Origin of the sequence: Pseudonocardia xinjiangensis, from assembly GCF_012911925.1 — a bacterium.
Classification (GTDB): Bacteria; Actinomycetota; Actinomycetes; order Mycobacteriales; family Pseudonocardiaceae; genus Pseudonocardia; species Pseudonocardia xinjiangensis.
In genome coordinates this window covers 77728-95169 of sequence record NZ_JAAXKY010000003.1, presented here as the reverse complement: position 1 = coordinate 95169, position 17442 = coordinate 77728, and the positions used below count along the sequence as shown (strand labels likewise).

16 protein-coding genes are annotated in these 17442 nt (G+C 73.0%); 9 read left to right on the top strand and 7 right to left on the bottom strand.

Features of this window, described 5'->3' with window-relative positions; genetic code table 11:
- Positions 1–150 precede the first annotated feature (150 nt).
- The gene (locus HF577_RS02295; protein ID WP_312858895.1) at positions 151–1197 is read right to left on the bottom strand and encodes a LacI family DNA-binding transcriptional regulator; all 1047 of its coding nucleotides are present in this window, start codon (positions 1195–1197) and stop codon (positions 151–153) included.
- A 144-nt stretch (positions 1198–1341) separates the two neighbouring features.
- On the opposite strand from HF577_RS02295, the gene HF577_RS02290 reads away from it, so the two are divergent.
- From HF577_RS02290 to HF577_RS02265, 6 genes are read left to right on the top strand one after another with little or no spacing between them, the layout of a single operon-like run.
- A complete protein-coding gene (locus tag HF577_RS02290) occupies positions 1342–1668 on the top strand; it encodes a cytochrome P450 family protein (RefSeq protein WP_169394009.1) in 327 nt (108 codons plus the stop codon).
- A 36-nt stretch (positions 1669–1704) separates the two neighbouring features.
- Positions 1705–2871, top strand: a complete 1167-nt coding sequence (locus HF577_RS02285) for a phytanoyl-CoA dioxygenase family protein (RefSeq protein WP_169394008.1) — start codon at positions 1705–1707, stop codon at positions 2869–2871.
- Positions 2871–3647, top strand: a complete 777-nt coding sequence (locus HF577_RS02280; protein ID WP_169394007.1) for an SDR family oxidoreductase — start codon at positions 2871–2873, stop codon at positions 3645–3647. Before HF577_RS02285 ends, HF577_RS02280 begins: the two co-directional genes overlap by 1 nt.
- An 11-nt stretch (positions 3648–3658) precedes the next feature.
- Positions 3659–4660 (top strand): Gfo/Idh/MocA family protein, encoded by a 1002-nt coding sequence (locus tag HF577_RS02275; RefSeq protein ID WP_169394048.1) that lies wholly within the window; start codon positions 3659–3661, stop codon positions 4658–4660.
- Positions 4661–4718: 58 nt separating this feature from the next.
- Entirely contained in the window at positions 4719–5687 is a 969-nt protein-coding gene (locus HF577_RS02270; RefSeq protein ID WP_169394006.1) for a DUF1648 domain-containing protein, read from the top strand.
- Positions 5688–5692: 5 nt separating this feature from the next.
- Positions 5693–6040, top strand: a complete 348-nt coding sequence (locus tag HF577_RS02265; RefSeq protein WP_312858894.1) for a GntR family transcriptional regulator — start codon at positions 5693–5695, stop codon at positions 6038–6040.
- A 10-nt stretch (positions 6041–6050) separates the two neighbouring features.
- Here HF577_RS02265 and HF577_RS02260 read toward each other — a convergent pair whose 3' ends face one another.
- The gene (locus tag HF577_RS02260; protein ID WP_169394004.1) at positions 6051–7370 is read right to left on the bottom strand and encodes an FUSC family protein; all 1320 of its coding nucleotides are present in this window, start codon (positions 7368–7370) and stop codon (positions 6051–6053) included.
- Between the two features lie 254 nt (positions 7371–7624).
- Between HF577_RS02260 and HF577_RS02255 the strand changes: the two genes are divergently transcribed.
- Positions 7625–8362, top strand: a complete 738-nt coding sequence (locus tag HF577_RS02255) for an NUDIX hydrolase (RefSeq protein ID WP_169394003.1) — start codon at positions 7625–7627, stop codon at positions 8360–8362.
- Here HF577_RS02255 and purM read toward each other — a convergent pair.
- The 5 genes from purM to purL form a co-directional block, all read right to left on the bottom strand.
- Positions 8337–9431, bottom strand: a complete 1095-nt coding sequence (purM, locus tag HF577_RS02250; RefSeq protein WP_169394002.1) for a phosphoribosylformylglycinamidine cyclo-ligase — start codon at positions 9429–9431, stop codon at positions 8337–8339. The genes HF577_RS02255 and purM overlap by 26 nt on opposite strands.
- Before the next feature lie 71 nt (positions 9432–9502).
- Positions 9503–11017 (bottom strand): amidophosphoribosyltransferase, encoded by a 1515-nt coding sequence (purF, locus tag HF577_RS02245; RefSeq protein ID WP_312858901.1) that lies wholly within the window; start codon positions 11015–11017, stop codon positions 9503–9505.
- Between the two features lie 140 nt (positions 11018–11157).
- The gene (locus tag HF577_RS02240) at positions 11158–13323 is read right to left on the bottom strand and encodes a putative bifunctional diguanylate cyclase/phosphodiesterase (RefSeq protein ID WP_169394000.1); all 2166 of its coding nucleotides are present in this window, start codon (positions 13321–13323) and stop codon (positions 11158–11160) included.
- 126 nt (positions 13324–13449) lie between these two features.
- Entirely contained in the window at positions 13450–13806 is a 357-nt protein-coding gene (locus HF577_RS02235; RefSeq protein WP_169393999.1) for a sterol carrier family protein, read from the bottom strand.
- A gap of 116 nt (positions 13807–13922) precedes the next feature.
- Entirely contained in the window at positions 13923–16223 is a 2301-nt protein-coding gene (purL, locus tag HF577_RS02230) for a phosphoribosylformylglycinamidine synthase subunit PurL (protein WP_169393998.1), read from the bottom strand.
- Positions 16224–16371: 148 nt separating this feature from the next.
- Between purL and HF577_RS02225 the strand changes: the two genes are divergently transcribed.
- Together HF577_RS02225 and HF577_RS02220 are read left to right on the top strand one after the other, a co-directional pair.
- Complete coding sequence (locus tag HF577_RS02225) at positions 16372–17052, top strand: thermonuclease family protein (protein ID WP_169393997.1); 681 nt, start codon at positions 16372–16374, stop codon at positions 17050–17052.
- A 4-nt stretch (positions 17053–17056) separates the two neighbouring features.
- Entirely contained in the window at positions 17057–17437 is a 381-nt protein-coding gene (locus tag HF577_RS02220) for a hypothetical protein (RefSeq protein WP_169393996.1), read from the top strand.
- Positions 17438–17442: the final 5 nt, after the last annotated feature.

The window sequence follows — 17442 nt, the reverse complement described above, 5'->3', positions numbered from 1 at the left end:
GCTCAGTGATCGCCACGAGATCCACGGATCCGCCCTCGCGAGGGCCACAGCGCGGGTCTCGGAACGATCATGGCGGCGCGGCGGATCGGTGATCGTCGCGAGATCCGCCGGTTCGCCTGCCCGGGGGCGGAAGCGTGAGTCTCGGAACGATCACTTCCACTGGGTTTCCTGGTGGATGCGTCGGGGCGGGCCCGTCGTCCCCCGCACGACGAGCCGCGGGGTGAGCACGACCTGCCGGGCCTCGGTCCGGTCGCCGTCCAGGCGTTCGACGGCAGCCTCGACGGCGTGCCCGGCCTGCGCACGGGCCTCCTGGCTCACGGTCGTGAGGTCGACGTGGGCGAGGCGGGCGAGCGCGCTGTCGTCGTAGCCGACGACCGACACGTCCCCGGCCACCCGCACCCCCGCCCGGAGGAAGACGTCGAGGAGGCCGATCGAGCTGCGGTCGTTGGCCGCGACCACCGCGGTCGGGAGCGAGGGCTCACCGAGCAGCAGGCGTGCAGCCGCGGCTCCCGCCGCCTCGTCGTAGCCGCCCGGCACCACCCGCGCGCCGTCCAGGCCGTGCCGCCGGGCCGCCGCGAGGAAGCCGGTGCGGCGGTCGGCGGCCATCGGGGCGGCGCCGCCGTCGACGTGCACGACGTGCCGGTGGCCGAGCCCGACGAGGTGGTCGACGGCCTGACCGACCCCCTGGTCGTCGGACACGCGCACGACATCGAAGCCCGACGGCTCGACGTTGCGGCCCACCACCACGGTCGGGACCCGGCTGCCGAGCTGCGCGAGCGCGTCCGCCCCGAGCTCGGGAGAGAGCAGGAGGAGAGCCTCGCAGCGCAGGTCGAGCAGGGTCTCGACGACGCGACCCTCGTCGTGCGCCGGGGTGACCGCCCCGAGTGCCACGGAGTAACCGCGCTCGTCCGCGGCCACCTGCACCTCCTCGGCGAGCTCGGCGCGAAACGCGTCGCGCAGGACCACCGGCACGCCGAGGAGGTGGGTCCGCCGGCGCGCCAGCAGGCTCGCGGTGCGGTCGGGCCGGTAGCCCAGGCGCGCGGCGGCCTCCAGCACCCGCTCCCGGGTCTGCGCGCTCGGGCCCGGCACACCCCGGAGCACGAGCGACACGGATGCGGTGGACACCCCGACGTCGGCGGCGACGTCCTCCAGCCTGGGCCGGCGGCCCGGGTTCGCGACGCTCAGGACGACCCCCACTCTTGACACGACCTCGATGCGGCTCGCATAGTACTTCAGATTAAAGCGCTTTAAGGGCCCGCCCGCATCGAGGAGGTACGCGGTGCCCACGCTCAGCCCCCCGGTGGTCTACGGCCCCTACTCCGCCGCTTTCAAGGCCGACCCGTGGCCCGTCTACCGGCAGCTGCGCGACACCGCGCCCGTCTACTCCAGCGAGAAGCGGGGCTTCCACGTCTCTCCCGCTTCGACGACGTCCGGGCCGCGGCCCGCGACCACGAGACCTACCTGTCGTTCGAGGGCATCGACATCGACGACACGGCCACGGCCATGAGCGCTCCTGGCTTCCTGCCCGACATCGACAACCCGCGCCACGACCAGCTCCGCCGCATCGCGTCGGACCTGTCCTGGCCCGTCCCCCACGCGGTGTTCTTCGACGTGCTCGGGCTGCCCACCACCGGCTCGGACCGCGAGGATCCCGTGCTGGATCTGTGACCCGCACCCCCCACGAACCCTCCGAGGAGGACGAGGATGTCCCGCACCACGCACGCCGCCCGGGGCCGGCCGACCGAGGCCGACTGCCGGGTCGAGGACCTGGTCGCCGTCCTGGCCGACCCCACCGACGCGAGCCGCTACCCGCACGCCGCCGCCGTCGAGCAGGGAGTGCTGGTCTACGAGACGGCGAGCGTGCTCTCCGCGGCCGGGACGGACGCCGGTCGGTGGGACGTCCGGTCGGAGCTCGTCGACGCCCTCACCGACGGCCCGGGGGTCGTGGTGTTCCGCGGCGCCTTCCCGGACCGCACGGTCGTCGACCGGGCGACCGCGGCGTTCGAGGAGCTGATCGCCGAGCAACGGGCGGGCGGCGCCGTCGCGGGCGACCACTTCGCGCCGCCGGGGGCGAACGACCGCGTTTGGAACGCACTGGAGAAGCTCGCGGTCCGGGCGCCGGAGGTGTTCGTCGACTACTACGCCAACGACGTGCTCGCGCTGGTCTCCGAGGCCTGGCTGGGCCCCGGCTACCAGATGACCTCGCAGGTCAACGTGGTCAATCCGGGCGGCCGGGCACAGGTGGGCCACCGCGACTACCACCTCGGGTTCCTGCCGGGCACCACCATCGAGCGCTACCCGGCGCACGTGCACCGGCTCTCGCCCGTGCTCACACTGCAGGGCGCGGTCGCGCACTCCGACATGCCGGTGGAGAGCGGCCCGACCCTGTACCTGCCGCACTCGCAGAAGTACGAGCCCGGCTACCTGGCCACGAACCTGCCGGAGTTCCGGGAGTACTTCGAGACCCACCACGTCCAGCTGCCCCTGCAGACCGGCGACGCGGCGTTCTTCAACCCGGCGGTGATCCACGGCGCCGGGCACAACCGGTCCGCCGGCATCCGGCGGATGGCCAACCTGCTGCAGGTCTCCTCGGCCTTCGGGCGGGCGATGGAGAGCGTCGACCGGGAGCGGATGTGCCTCGCGCTGCTTCCCGCGCTGCGCCGCCGGGGCGCGGACGCCGCCGGCAACGCGATCGCCGCGGCGGCGGAGGGCTACGCGTTCCCGACGAATCTGGACCGTGACCCGCCCGTCGAGGGCCTCGCCCCGCCCAGCCAGGCCGACCTGGTGCGGCGCGCACTCGCCGAAGGCTGGGACGACGACACCTTCCGGGCCGAGCTGGCGGCCAGGTCCGAGCGCAGGAGGACAGCCTGATGGGACTGCTGGACGAGCGGGTCGTGCTGGTCAGCGGCGGCACGCAGGGGGTCGGGGCCGGCGTCGCGCGGGCCGCGGCCCGGGAGGGCGCGTCGGTGGCCGTGTCCGGCAGGCGCCGCGAGCCGGGCGAGAAGCTGGTGGCCGAGCTGCGGGAAGGCGGCGCCGCCGCGCTGTTCGTGCCGGCCGACATCGCCGACGTCGGGCAGGCGCAGGCGTCCGTGGCCGCGGTGGTGTCGGAGTTCGGCCGGGTGGACGCCCTGGTCAACGCGGCCGGGCTGACCTCGCGTGGCACCCTCGTCGACACCACACCGGAACTGTTCGACGCGCACGTCGCCGTCAACCTGCGCGGCCCGTTCTTCCTCATGCAGGGGGCCGTGCGCGACATGCTCTCCCGCGGCGCACGCGGCTCGGTCGTGAACGTGATCTCCTCGTCCGAGCTGGGTGGGCAGCCCTTCCTCGCGCCGTACGTCGCCGCCAAGGCGGGCCTCGCCGGCCTCACGCGCAACGCCGCCCACGCCCACCGGTTCGACCGGATCCGGATCAACGGGCTCGACATCGGCTGGACCGACACCGAGGGCGAGGACGCCACCCAGCGTGCCTTCCACGCCGCCGACGACACGTGGCGCGAGCAGGCCGCGCAGCGGCTCCCCATGGGCAAGCTCGGGCAGGTCGACGAGATCGCCGACTTCGTCGTCTTCCTGCTGTCCGACCGCAGCGGTGTCGTCACCGGCTCCGTCATCGACTGGGACCAGAACGTGTTCGGAGGGCTGGACTGATGGCCGGTGCACTGCGGCTGGGCCTCATCGGCCTCGGCCGGATCGGCGCGTTCCACGCGCAGACGCTCAGCGACCTGCCCGCCGTCGGTTCGCTCGTCGTCACCGACGCCGTCCCCGGGGTCACCGCCGAGGTGGCCGAGCGGGTGGGCGCCGAGGCGGTCGACTCGCCCGCCAAGCTGCTCGCCGCCGGTGTCGACGGCGTGCTGATCGCGGCGGCCACCGACGCCCACCCCGAACTGCTCCTCGCCGCCGTGGACGCCGGGCTGCCCACGTTCTGCGAGAAGCCGCTCGCGCGCGCCGCGGCCGACGCGCTCGCCGTGGCCGAGCGGGTACGGGCGACCGGCGTTCCCGTGCAGGTCGGCTACCCCCGGCGGTTCGACCCCGGTTTCCTCGCCGCCCGGGCGGCTGTGGCGAGCGGCGAGCTCGGATGGCTGCACACCGTCCGCTCCACCACCCTGGACCCGGCTCCCCCGCCCCCGGCCTACATCGCGGGCTCGGGCGGGATCTTCCGCGACTGCGCCGTGCACGACTTCGACGCGGTCCGCTGGGTCACCGGACGGGAGGTGGTGGAGGTCTACGCCACCGGCTCCAACAAGGGTGAGCGTTTCTTCACGGAGGTCGGCGACGTCGACACGGCCGCCGCCGTCCTGACCCTCGACGACGACACCGTCGCCCTGGTCTCGAACAGCCGGTACAACCCGCGGGGCTACGACGTGCGGCTGGAGCTGCACGGCTCCGTCGACAGTGTGGCCGCCGGGCTGGACGACGGGCTCCCCCTGCGCTCGACCGAGCCCGGCGTCACGTTCCCGGCCGGGCCGCCGCACGGGTTCTTCATGGACCGGCTCGCCACCGCGTTCCGCGCAGAGCTCGCCGCGTTCGCCCAGGTGGTGGCCGGTGAGCGGCCTTCTCCGTGCACCGTCGAGGACGCCATGGAGGTTGTCTGGATCGCCGAGGCAGCGGCGCTCTCCCTGCAGGAACACCGCCCGGTGCGCATCGAGGAGCTCCATCACTGAGGACAAAAGGGACGCCACTTGTTATAGTTGATTCATAACAAGTGAAGGAGCGACCCACATGAGCTCGGCAACCACTCGGCGCACCCTGCTCGCCGGCATCCCGCACCTGATCGCTTTCGCCCCGGCGATCGTGGTACTCGCCACGGCCGACGGCCTGCCCGATCCGATCGCCTCGCACTTCGACCTCTCGGGCAGCGCGGACAGGTATGCCGGCCGGGCCACCGTCCTCGCGGTGACCGTGGCGCTCGCCGTCGGGCTGGCGCTGCTGTTCGGCCTGTGCGCCCGGCAGAGCGGTGCGGGGTCCCCGCCGGGTACGCGGTGGGACAACGGGCGGGTGCTCGTCGCCGCGTCGTGGGCGACGGCCGGGCTCCTCGGCGCGATCCTCGTCGGCAGCGTCGCCGCCAACCTCGGGCTCACCGATCCGGCCGCAGCGGTGCTGCCCTGGTGGACGTTCCCCGCCGGACTGGCCACAGGCGCGGTGGCCGGCGTGGTCGCCTGGCTGGTGACACCGAGCATCCCGGCCAACGGGGAGGAACCCGAGGCCGTCCCGGCCGTGCCGCTCGGACCGGCCGAGCAGTTCAGCTGGTCCCGCACCGTCGGGTCGCCGTGGATCCCGGCGGTCGGTGCCGTCATGGCGATCATCGGCTGCGCGCTCGGGGTCACCGTTCACCCGGCCGCCGGCATCATCACCGGCGTGGCAGGCGTCGCTGTCGTGCTGAACTCCCAGGCGTGGGTCACCGTCGACCGGCGCGGGCTGACCATCACGCTCGGGCTGCTTGGATGGCCACGCCTGCACGTCCCGGCCGATGACGTCGCGTCGGTCACCGTCGCCGACATCTCCCCCACCGGGTTCGGCGGGTGGGGATACCGGATCGTGCCCGGCGGACGCGGGATCATCCTCCGCGCCGGGCCGGCGCTGGTGGTCACGCGTCGCTCCGGACAGCAGCTCACCGTCACCGTGGACGACCCGCGCACCGCGGCAGGCGTGCTCGCCGGCGTCGCGTCCTCCGGGGGCAGGTCATGCTGATCCGGGTGGACCCCACCCGGGCCACCCCGCTCGCCGACCAGATCGCCGCCTGCGTCCGGCGTGGGATCGCGGACGGCTCGGTACGCGGCGGCGAGCGGCTGCCGGGCGCCCGCGACCTGGCCGCCTCGCTGCAGGTCAGCATCCACACCGTGCTCGCGGGCTACCAGAGCCTGCGCGACGAGGGGCTCATCGAGCTCCGCCGCGGTCGCGGCGCCATCGTGCGCGACGGCGTGCCGGCCGGCCGGGCCGCCGTCGTCGAGCTGGCGAGGGACCTCGTGCGCGCGGCCCGGCGGTTCGACCTGGACGACGAGGAGGTCGTCGCTCTGGTCCGGGCGGCGGCGCGCACCTCCTGACCGCTCCCCCTCAGTCGGCAGCCGCCGGAGGACCGTCCGTGGGGCCGGTGGCCCGTCTGAGGCGGGGGCGGTCGGCCAGCTGCCGGCCCGTCGAGCGCAGCCGGCCCACCGCGCGGACCGTCCGCCTGCGGGCGGCCTCGCGGCGCCGTTCCTCCCGCAGCCGGGCGTGCTCGACGACGTCGAGCTCGGCCATCATGCGGTCCACCGCCAGCACCAGCGCGGTGTTGACCTCCCCGATCGCCGGGGAGTCCTGGGGGTCGGACATGAGCAGGTCCGCCGCCCGGCTGCGGCCGGCGTGCAGCCGCTGGAGCGCCGCGGCCAGGTCGGCCTCCTCCTGCTGCGGGCCCGGCCCGGTCGACTCGGCGGTGAGGAGCCGGCCGAACGCCCGGACCACGGTCGCCAGCTCGTGCAGCAGGTCGGCGTGGAGCGAGCGCGTCTTCTCGTCGAGGCCGTCCAGGTCGGAACCGGCCGCACGCCGGGTGTCGTACAGGGAGCGGAACAAGCCGCGCAGCGTCACCGCGCAGTGCTCCAGCACGTCGAGGCCGTCGCGCAGGCTGGGCCCGCTCGCCCGCGTGTCCAGCGCCACCCGCACGTTGAGCTGGCGGCTCTCCTCCACGTGCTCCAGCGCCCGGTCGACGCGGGGCACGTGCCGGTTGAGCCGCCGGGCGTCGTCCAGCCAGCGCCCGGCGAGCTCGACGGACGGCGGGGAGTCCTCGATCCCGGCCGCCGCGGCGTCGAGCAGCGCGGCGATATCCTCGGCGAGCCGCTCGACGGCCGCCGCCGCGGAACGCACCTGTACCGCCGGCGGGAAGACGAGGTTGACCAGCACGCCGACCGCCGATCCGACGAGCGTCTCCAGGATGCGATCGGCGGCCACGTTCTCCGCCCCGGCCGCGAAGCCGACGCCGAGCACGAGCATCGCGCTGATCGGCACCTCGATCAGCTGCGGGCCCAACCGCAGCAGCTGCCCCACGACGATGGACGCCGACACGATCAGGGCGAGGCTCCACCAGTTCAGCCCGACCACCGAGGAGAACAGCAGTGCGAGGCTCACCCCGGTCACGACGCTGAGCACCCGCTGCAGGCTGTGGACCAGCGTGCTGGTCAGCGTCACCTGCACGACGATCAGGGCGGTCAGGGCCGCGATCAGCGGCGGCGGATTGCGGAGCCCGAACGCCTGGGCCGCGACGTAGGCCGCCACCGCGGCGCCGGTCAGCCGCGCGGCGCGCGCCACCGCCGAGCGGCCGCGCTCCCGCACCCGGTGCGCCGTGTCGCCGGCGAACCTCCGCAGGGCACGGACCCATCGCGCGCTGCGCCCCGGCACCGTCATCGGCGTGGTCCTGGTCCTGCCCCGGGCCGGGCGTCCGGCGCGGGGACCTCACCCCGGACGCAGACCCGCGACGATCGGCGGCCGCCCCGGCCGCGTCGAAGGCACGGAAGTCGCCCTCGAGTTCCCCGAGCGTACGACGCCTCCAGCAAATGCTCACTTGTCATTACATGTGATCGTCTGTAAATCGTTGTCGGAGCCACCTGTACCGTCAGCCCGACGATGATCGCCTCTCTCCTCATCAGGGTGAGAACCGCATGCGTGGCAACCTCTTCGCCGTGGCCGTTGACCTGGTAGTTCTCACGGTGCGCGACGACCGGCTCTGTGTGCTGCTCACGCAGCGTTCGGCGCCCCCGTTCCCCGGCGAACCCGCGTTGCCCGGCGGGTTCGTGCGGCAGCGCGAGGATCTGCTCGACGCCGCCACCCGGGAGCTCGTCGAGGACACCGGCCTGACCGTCGGCCGCCACCACCTCGAACAGCTCGGCAGCTACGCCGCCCCGGACCGCGACCCGCGCGGCCGGGTGCTCACCGTCGGCCACCTCGCTCTCCTGCCCGGTCTGGCCGGGGAGGAGAGCGGGTCCGGCACCGCGATCGGGACATGGCACCCGGTGGGCGAGGTCGGGCATCTGGCGTTCGACCATGCGCGGATCCTCGCCGACGGCGTCGAGCGGGCTCGCTCGAAGCTGGAGTACACGACGCTGGCCGCGTCGTTCTGCCCGCCGGAGTTCACCGTGTCGCAGCTACGACGGGTCTACGAGGCGGTGTGGGGCACGACGATCGACCCCCGCAACTTCCAGCGCAAGGTGACGTCCACTCCCGACTTCCTGCTCCCCACCGGCGAGAAGGTGCGCACCGGCCGCGGCCGCCCCGGGCAGCTGTTCCAGCGGGGCAAGGCGACGGCTCTCCACCCCCCCATGCTCCGCGACCCGGCACCGCTCACCAACGGCGGGCCGGTTCGCGTCGCCGCTCTCAGAAACGGGGATGGTCGCCCTTGAGGTGCACCCGGCCGTCGGCGAGCGGCTCGGTGCCCCCTCGGCGCACCTCACCCAGCACCCACGCCGGGACGTGCCGGGCGGTGAGCACGGCCAGTGCCCGGTCGACGTCGTCGGCAGGCACGACCGCCACCATGCCGACACCCATGTTGAACGTCTTCTCCATCTCCGCGCGGTCGACCCGGCCGCGGGAGGCGATCAGCTTGAACACCGGAGCCGGCGTCCAGGTGCCGCGCTCCACGACCGCTTCCAGGCCGGGCGGGAGCACGCGCTCGAGGTTGCGGGCCAACCCGCCACCGGTGATGTGGGCGAAGGTGCGCACCCCGGTCTCGGCCGCCAGCGCGAGGCAGTCGCGGGCGTAGATCCGGGTGGGGACGAGCAGTTCCTCCCCGAGGGTGTGCCCGAACTCCTCCACGTGCCCCGAGAGCGGCATCCGCGCGATGTCCAGCAGCACGTGCCGGGCCAGCGAGTAGCCGTTGGAGTGCAGGCCCGACGAGCCCATCGCCAGTAGCACGTCCCCGGGACGGACCCGGTCGGGGCGCAGCATCGCGTCGGCCTCCACGATCCCGACGCCGGTGGCCGAGATGTCGTAGCTGCCGTCCTCCATCAGCCCGGGATGCTCGGCGGTCTCCCCGCCCAGCAACGCGCAGCCGGCCTGCTGACACCCCTCGGCGATGCCCTTGACGATGGTGGCGACCTGGTCGGGCACCAGCCGTCCCACGGCGATGTAGTCCTGCAGGAACAGCGGCTCCGCCCCGCACACCACCAGGTCGTCGACGACCATGGCCACGAGGTCGAGGCCGATCGTGTCGTGCTTGTCGACGGCCTGCGCCACGGCGATCTTGGTGCCCACCCCGTCGGTGGACGCCGCCAGCACCGGCTCGGTGTAGCGGCCCATCTTCAGCGCGAACAGCCCGGCGAACCCCCCGATGCCACCCAGGACCTCGGGTCGGCTCGCCTTCTCCGCGAACGGGCGCAGCGCCTCGACCGCGCGCTCCCCGGCGTCGATGTCGACACCGGCTGACGCGTAGCTGGCGCCGGGCCCGTCGGCTCCGGAGGTGGTCGGCGGCATCGTCGCAACGCTCCTGGCGTGAGTGAGGGGCGGCATGGGACGCCCGGGTGTACAGGTCGGATAAAGGTGGGTCAGGGACGCCGCAGCGCGTCGGCCGCACCGTAACCGACCGCCAGCGGGCCGGCATCGCCTGAAGCCGCCCCGGACACGGTCTCGCCGACCCGGTCGGCGATGGCCGGGGGTACCGAGAGCTTCTCGAGCAGGTGCTTGCCCAGCCGCGCCTCGTCGGGCAGCGGGATCGGGTACTCGCCGTCGAAGCAGGCCGAACAGAGCCGGGTGCGTGGCTGCTCGCTGGCGGCGATCAACCCTTCCAGCGAGACGTAGCCCAGCGTGTCCGCCCCGATCGAGCGGCGTACGCCCTCGACGTCGAGCGAGCCCGCCACCAGTTCGGCGCGGGTGGCGAAGTCGATGCCGTAGAAGCACGGCCAGCGCACCGGCGGCGAGGCGATCCGCACGTGCACCTGGAGCGCGCCGGCCTCCCGGAGCATGCGCACCAGCGCACGCTGGGTGTTGCCGCGCACGATGGAGTCGTCGACGACGACGAGCCGCTTGCCCCGGATGACGTCGCGCAGCGGGTTGAGCTTGAGCCGGATGCCGAGCTGACGGATCGTCTGGCTGGGCTGGATGAAGGTGCGGCCGACGTAGGCGTTCTTCACCAGGCCCTGCCCGTAGGGGATGCCCGAACCCTGCGCGTAGCCGATGGCTGCTGGGGTGCCCGACTCCGGAACGGGGATCACCAGGTCGGCCTCGACCGGGTGCTCGACGGCGAGCCGCCTGCCGATCTCCACGCGGGCCGCGTGCACGGACCGTCCGGAGATCGTGGTGTCCGGCCGGGCCAGGTACACGTACTCGAACACGCAGCCCTTCGGCTCCGGCGCCGAGAACCGGGAGCTGCGCATCCCGTCGGCGTCGATGGCCAGCAGCTCACCGGGCTCGACCTCGCGCACCATCGACGCGCCGACGATGTCCAGCGCCGCGGTCTCGCTGGCCACCACCCAGCCGCGCTCGAGACGGCCGAGCACCAGCGGGCGGACCCCGTGGGGGTCGCGGGCGGCGTAGAGCGTCTGCTCGTCGGCGAACACCAGTGAGAACGCGCCGCGCACCCTGGGCAGCAGGCGCATCGCCGCCTCCTCGACGCCGGTGTCGGCGGAGGTGGCGGCCAGCAGTTCGGTGATGAGATCGGAGTCGGTGCTCGACCGGATCGACGAGCGGTCCGCCTTCGACGCGGCGGTCCGCAGCGCGGCTACCTCGTCGCGCAGCTCAGCCGTGTTGACCAGGTTGCCGTTGTGACCCAGCGCGATGCCGCTGCCGGTGGCGGTGGTGCGGAACGTCGGCTGGGCGTTCTCCCAGGTGGTGGAACCCGTGGTGGAGTACCGGCAGTGCCCCACCGCCAGGTGGCCCTTCAGCGACGACAGGACCTGCTCGTCGAAGACCTGGCTGACGAGCCCGAGATCCTTGAAGACGACCATCCGGTGCCCGTCGGACACGGCGATCCCGGCGGCCTCCTGGCCACGGTGCTGCAACGCGTACAGCCCGTAGTAGGTGAGGTTGGCGACGTCCTCACCGGGGGCCCACACGCCGAACACACCGCACTCCTCACGAGGAGCGGGATCGAGGGCGCTCGTATCGGCCTGGTCGTCGGTGAGGTCGGGGTTCGGATTGCGGTCGGTCGGGTGCTCGTTCCGGGTGGAACTCGGCACAACTCGCTCCTTGCGCAGACGACGACTCAGCTGCCGATGCTACGCCGAAGGAGCTCCGGGACACACATACCGGGACCGGCATCACCGAACCATCTCCCCTGCCCCATGTCGCAGCCGAGCTCGGCGAGCCTCTCGGCCTGCACGGGGGTCTCCACCCATTCGGCCGTGACGTCCAGGCCGAGTGCGTGGGCCATCTCGACGAGGGCGCGCACGATCGAGGAGTCCGTCGGGTCGGCCGACGGGTTGCGCAGCCCGTCGATGAACGAGCCGTCGATCTTGAGGGCGTTCACCGGGAGCGTGCGCAGCCAGGCCAGGCTCGAGTAACCGGTGCCGAAGTCGTCGAGCGCCAGCCGGACTCCCGCGGCCCGCAGCGCGTTCAGGGCGTCGAGGGCGACGGTCTCGTCCCCGAGGACCGCCTGCTCCGTGATCTCCAGCTGGAGCAGCTCGGGCGGGAGCCCCGTGGAGCTGAGCGCGCCGGTGACCACGTGGACCCAGCCCGGTTCGGTCAGCTGCAGCGGCGAGACGTTGACGCTGACGAACGGCGCGGCGGGGCCGAGCTCACGCCACCAGCTCGCGGCCTGCCCACAGGCCTCCTCCAGCACCCACCGCCCGAGCGGGACGATCGCGCCGCTGTGCTCGGCCAGCTCGATGAACCGGCCGGGACCGATCACACCCTGCTCCGGGTGGTCCCAGCGCACCAGCGCCTCGGCCCCCCGCACCCGTCCGTCGGTGAGCTGGACGAGCGGCTGGAAGGCCAGGCGGAACTCACCGCGGTCGATCGCGCCGCGCAGCCCGGAGAGCAGCGCGAACCGCGCCGACTCCGTGGCGTCGCGCTCCGGGTCGAACACCACCCGGCGCCCACCCCCGAGGGCCTTCGCCCACGACCGGGCCACGTCCGCACCTCGCAACAGCTCGGCCGCGCTACCGCCCGCGGTCTCGGACTCGGCCACGCCGATGCTCGCCGAGACCACGAGTGTGTGGCCGTCGATCTGGAACGGGATCACCAGAGCGGCCTGCAACCGGTCGGCGAGCCTGCCGACGTCGCCGCTGCTCTCCGAGTCGGACACCAGCACCGCGAACTCGTCGGCCCCGATCCGGGTGACCAGGTGAGAGCCCGCCGCCAGCTGCAGCCTGCCCGCGACGGCGAGCAGCAGCCGGTCCCCCGTCTGCTGGCCGAGCCCGTCGTTGATCGGGTGGAAGCCGTCGATGTCGAGGACACAGATGCCCACCCGCTCCGGGCCGTCGAAGGCGAAGGCGCGGTGCAGCCACGCCTCGGTGACGGCCCGGTTCGGCAGGCGGGTCAGCTGGTCCTGGTAGGACTCGCCCTGGAGCCACGAACGCAGCCGGTGCCGGTCGGACACGTCCTCCACGACCGCCATCAGATGGGACGGCTCGCCGCTGTCGTCGACGATGCGCGAGGCGGTGACGTGGACCCACAGCACCTCCGAGTCGGGACGCGCGAGCCGTAGCTCCATCCGCACGACGTCCGACGCGCCGCCTGCGAGCCGCTGGAAGCGCTGGACGACGTCGAGCACGTCGTCGGGATGGACGAAGTCGGACACCGGCCGCGGCTGGTCGAGCGGACCGTCCAGCCCGAACATCCGGGCGAGGGCCGGGTTCACGTCGATCATCCGGCCGTCCAGGCACATGATCACGACGCCGAACGACGACTGCTCGTACACGGCGCTCATGTGGCGGGGCATGACGGCCGCATCCGCATCGTCGGTGGGCCGGCTCCGGCCGTCCCCGGCCCCGTTCCGGTCCTGCAGCGACCTGATGACGCCCGCGAGCAGCTCGTCGAGCACCGCGACGAGGCGCCGCTCGCCCTCCACCCCCGGCACCCCGATCACGTCGGCCGCCTCTCGCCGCAACAAGCGGAGGCTGGGCGGAACGATGTCGTCGAACCCGTACGTCGGCCGGCCCGGAGCCCCGCAGAGCCCGGTGCTGAGCAGCTCGGACCCGACCTCCCGGGCGGCGAGGGGCCAGAACGGCTCGGCACGCAGGATCGCTGCGAGCCTGCGCAGCAACGTGGCCAGGTGGGGGGCGACGCCGGGATCGTCGGGCGGCCCCAGCTGCGCCCACCGGGCGGCGAGCCGCTCGATACGGGTGCGTTCCGTGGCCGGCGACTCGTCGCAGGAGTCGTTGTCGAACTCGGCGTCGACGGCATCAGGAAGGCTGCGCGGTGCCACCACGCGACCACCCCCTGTTGCCCGTTCTTTCCGCTTCGACCTTGATCGGACAATTCTCCGTACCGCGTTGTGTTTGCGCCACCACCATGTGTTTGCATTCACCCCTCGGGAGAGTGGCAACACGCCTGATCAGGAGAGCGGGAGCAGGCACGCGATCTCGCCGCTACGGGTTCCGGACGCGCGCAGTGCGCCCTCCTCCACCGCCTGCACCCACGTCAGCCTGCCGGTGACGAGTGCGAGCCAGGTGCGGGGATCGGTCTCGACGACGTTGGGCGGCGTGCCGCGGCCATGCCGGGGCCCGCTGACGCACTGCACGGCCCCGTACGGCGGCACCCGCACCTCCACACTGCGTCCCGGCGCCGCGGCTGCCACGGCCGCGAGGCTCTCCTTCACCGCTCCGCGCAGCACCGGGCGCTCCGGCGACGGACCGCCGTCGAGCCAGTCCAGCACCGCCCTCAGCGCGCCGTTGTCGATCTCCTCCGGCATGCCGCGAACCTATCCCGCGCGGCCACCGAATGTCCCCGGTGTTGCAGCAAAGCCACGTTGCCGCAACGTGACGGCATGAACGTGGCTTTGCTGCAATCCGGGGGCGACCCCGCGGGTCAGCCGAAGAGGGCCGGGAGGGTGGCCTCCCAGGCGGTCCGCAGCTCGGCCAGCGACAGCTCGGCCATGCCCGCGACGGCCAGCGCCGCGCCCCCGGTGGTGCCCAGCGTCGTGACCGGCACGCCTGCGGCCTCCGCCAGCGACCTGACCTCGTCCGCCCGGTCCGCGGCGGTGGTCACGAGCACGCGCCCCGCCGACTCCGAGAACAGCGCGACGAACGGGTCGAGAGCGGCCGGGAGCTCCACCGCCGCACCCTGGCCCCCGACGAGACAGGCCTCCACGAGCGCCTGCGCGAGACCCCCGTCGGACAGGTCGTGGGCGCCGGTGAGAAGCCCGGCCTCGGCGGCGTCGGCGAGCAGCCGGGCGAGGCGCTGCTCGGCAGCGAGGTCGACCACCGGCGGCGGACCGCCCAGGTGGCCGTGCACCACGTTCGCCCACTCGCTGCCGCCGAGCTCGTCACGGGTGTCGCCGAGCAGCAGCACCGTGTCGCCGTCGCGGGTGAACCCGGACCGGACGCGCCGGGCCACGTCGTCGATCACGCCGAGCACGCCGACCACCGGGGTGGGCAGGATCGCCCGCTCCCCGGTCTGGTTGTAGAAGCTCACGTTCCCGCCCGTCACGGGCAGACCGAGCGCAACGCACCCGTCGGCGAGGCCACGCACGGCCTGCTGGAACTGCCACATCACGTGCGGGTCCTCCGGCGAGCCGAAGTTCAGGCAGTCCGTGACGGCCAGTGGCACCGCGCCGCTCGTCGCGACGTTGCGGTACGCCTCCGCCAGCGCGAGCTGGGCGCCCGCGTAGGGATCGAGGGCGACGAAGCGGGAGTTGCAGTCGGTGGCGACGGCCACCCCGCGCCCGGTCTCCTCGTCGATGCGCACCATCCCGGCGTCGGCGGGCTGCGCGGACGCCGTGTTGCCGCGGACGTAGCGGTCGTACTGGTCGGTGACCCACGCCCGGCTGCACAGGTTGGGGCTGGCGGCCATCCGCAGGATCTCCGCGCGCAGCTCGTCCGGGCCGGCCGGGCGGGCCAGGCGGTCGGGGGTGTCGGCCACGAGGGCGTCCTGTGCGGCCGAGCGCTGCACCGGGCGCTCGTAGACCGGCCCGTCGTGCGCGACGGTGCGCGGGGGGACGTCCACCACGGTCTCACCGCGCCAGGTGATCACCAGTCGGTCGCCGTCGGTGACCTCACCGATCACACTCGCGAGGACGTCCCACTTGCGGCAGACGGCCATGAAGGCGTCGACGTCCTCGGGACGCACGACGGCGCACATGCGCTCCTGGGACTCGCTGGAGAGGATCTCCGCCGGTGTCATCCCGGTGGCCCGCAGCGGCACCGTGTCCAGGTCGACGTGCATCCCGCCGTCACCGGCACTGGCCAGCTCGGACGTGGCACACGACAGGCCGGCGCCGCCGAGGTCCTGGATGCCGACCACCAGTCCGGCGTGGAACAGCTCCAGGCAGCACTCGATGAGGACCTTCTCCATGAAGGGGTCACCCACCTGCACCGACGGGAGCTTCTTGCGGCCGCTCGCCGACTCCTCGCCCGAGAAGGTCTCGCTGGCGAGCACCGACACACCGCCGATGCCGTCCAGCCCGGTGCGCGCGCCGAACAGGATGATCTTGTTGCCGGTGCCCGAGGCGAACGCGAGGTGCAGGTCCTCCGTGCGCATCGCGCCGATGCACAGGGCGTTGACGAGCGGGTTGCCCAGATAGCCCTCGTCGAAGACGACCTCACCACCGATGTTCGGCAGTCCGAGGGAGTTGCCGTAGCCACCCACGCCCGCGACCACGCCGGGCAGCACCCTGGCCGTGTCGGGCGCGTCGGCCGGGCCGAAGCGCAGCGGGTCGGCCACCGCCACCGGGCGGGCGCCCATCGCCATGATGTCGCGCACGATCCCACCCACTCCGGTGGCCGCGCCCTGGTAGGGCTCCACGTACGACGGGTGGTTGTGCGACTCGACCTTGAACGTGACGGCCCAGCCGTCCCCGATGTCGACGACGCCGGCGTTCTCCCCGATCCCGGCGAGCATCCGGCTGCGCATCTCGTCGGTGGTGGTCTCGCCGAAGTAGGCCAGATGCACCTTCGACGACTTGTAGGAGCAGTGCTCGCTCCACATCACGGCGTACATCGCCAGCTCGGCGTCGGTCGGCCTGCGACCGAGGATCTCCCGGATCCGCGCGTACTCGTCGTCCTTCAACCCGAGCTCGCGGTGGGGCTGCGGGTGGTCCGGCGTCGCGGCGGCGTTCCGGACGGTGTCGGTGTGGACGGGGGCGGACTGCGCGGTGGCGGCGGACGTCACGGCTTCTCAGCCTACGTAAAGAAAACGGGCACCCGCGCGCGACCGGGTTGAAACACATCACCTGCCACGACAACCGGGGTGGCGGCCGCGAGTCGTAACGGCGAAGCGGGCCGCGGCGACATCCGGCCGGAACCTGCGTGGGGGAGGCATGGTGCGGCTGGCGTACAAGGTGTGGTCGGGGATCGCGGCCGGTGTGTTCGTGATCGTCGCGCTCACCGACCTGTCGAGCTCCAGGCCACCCCCCACCCCCGCAGCGTCGATCGACCGTGCGGGGACGGATTCGGCTGTGGTCTCGCCACAGGGACCGGTCACACCAGCAGCGCCCGCGGAGGCGGAGGCGGGGCAACCCGGCGAGACGGTGCAGGTGACGTCGGTGATCGATGGCGACACGTTCGAAGTCTCCGGCGGACGCACGGTGCAGGTGCTGGGCATCGATGCCTGCGAGCCGGGCACCTACGGCGGTGATCAGGCCACGGAGTCAGCCCGTTCCCAGCTCGGGGGACAGACGGTCACGCTGGTCGCCGAACCTGGGGTGAACCGCGACCGCCGCGGTCACGAGCTGCGCTACGTGGAGCTCGCTACGGGCATCGACTTCGGCGAGATGGCCGTCGCTCTCGACCACACGACGGTGTACGACGGCCACGGGGCACCGGCCTCCTACCTCGACGACCTACGCAGTCGCGATGACGGCCCGCAGGTCTGCACGAAGCCTCGTCCGTCGAGCGGTGGCGGCAGCGGGGGCGACGTCAACTGGCCGAGTCCCGGCGACCAGGGGCTTCCGGACGGAGCGCTCACCGGCGGCTACTGCGCGAAGAAGTGGTGGTGCTGAGGAGATGAAGCGCAGTCCGGGCCTTGCCCGCGTGATCGGGATCGTCCTCGTTCTGGGTCTGGTGCTCCTCATCATCAAGTGGGCACTGATCACCGCAGCGATCCTCGCGGTGCCGTTCGGCGCCTGGTGGCTCTACGACCGGACCGCCACGCAGAAGCGGCAGCGCGCCGAGCAGCAGCGTGCATCCGCCGCCGCGCGACGCCGTGCAGAGGTCGAAAGCCTTGCCTCCGTCGACGCTGCAGGAGGGTGCGGGTGGTGTGGGTCGCGGCTCGCCCACATCGGCCAGGACGGCCGGCTCGTCCTCCCCCTCGACTGGCACCGAGCCGAGATCGAGCAGGTGCTACAGAGCGAGAACGAGGCAGGGTCGACGGTGCGGCAGGGCTGACCGGA

Excerpts from the sequence above, each read along its gene's own strand:
- HF577_RS02285 (WP_169394008.1), top strand. The coding sequence starts at position 1,705 with ATGTCCCGCACCACGCACGCCGCCCGGGGCCGGCCGACCGAGGCCGAC.
- HF577_RS02280 (WP_169394007.1), top strand. The coding sequence starts at position 2,871 with ATGGGACTGCTGGACGAGCGGGTCGTGCTGGTCAGCGGCGGCACGCAG.
- HF577_RS02270 (WP_169394006.1), top strand. The coding sequence starts at position 4,719 with ATGAGCTCGGCAACCACTCGGCGCACCCTGCTCGCCGGCATCCCGCAC.
- HF577_RS02260 (WP_169394004.1), bottom strand. The coding sequence starts at position 7,370 with ATGACGGTGCCGGGGCGCAGCGCGCGATGGGTCCGTGCCCTGCGGAGG.
- HF577_RS02255 (WP_169394003.1), top strand. The coding sequence starts at position 7,625 with ATGCGTGGCAACCTCTTCGCCGTGGCCGTTGACCTGGTAGTTCTCACG.
- purM (WP_169394002.1), bottom strand. The coding sequence starts at position 9,431 with ATGCCGCCGACCACCTCCGGAGCCGACGGGCCCGGCGCCAGCTACGCG.
- HF577_RS02235 (WP_169393999.1), bottom strand. The coding sequence starts at position 13,806 with ATGCCGGAGGAGATCGACAACGGCGCGCTGAGGGCGGTGCTGGACTGG.
- HF577_RS02225 (WP_169393997.1), top strand. The coding sequence starts at position 16,372 with ATGGTGCGGCTGGCGTACAAGGTGTGGTCGGGGATCGCGGCCGGTGTG.
- HF577_RS02220 (WP_169393996.1), top strand. The coding sequence starts at position 17,057 with ATGAAGCGCAGTCCGGGCCTTGCCCGCGTGATCGGGATCGTCCTCGTT.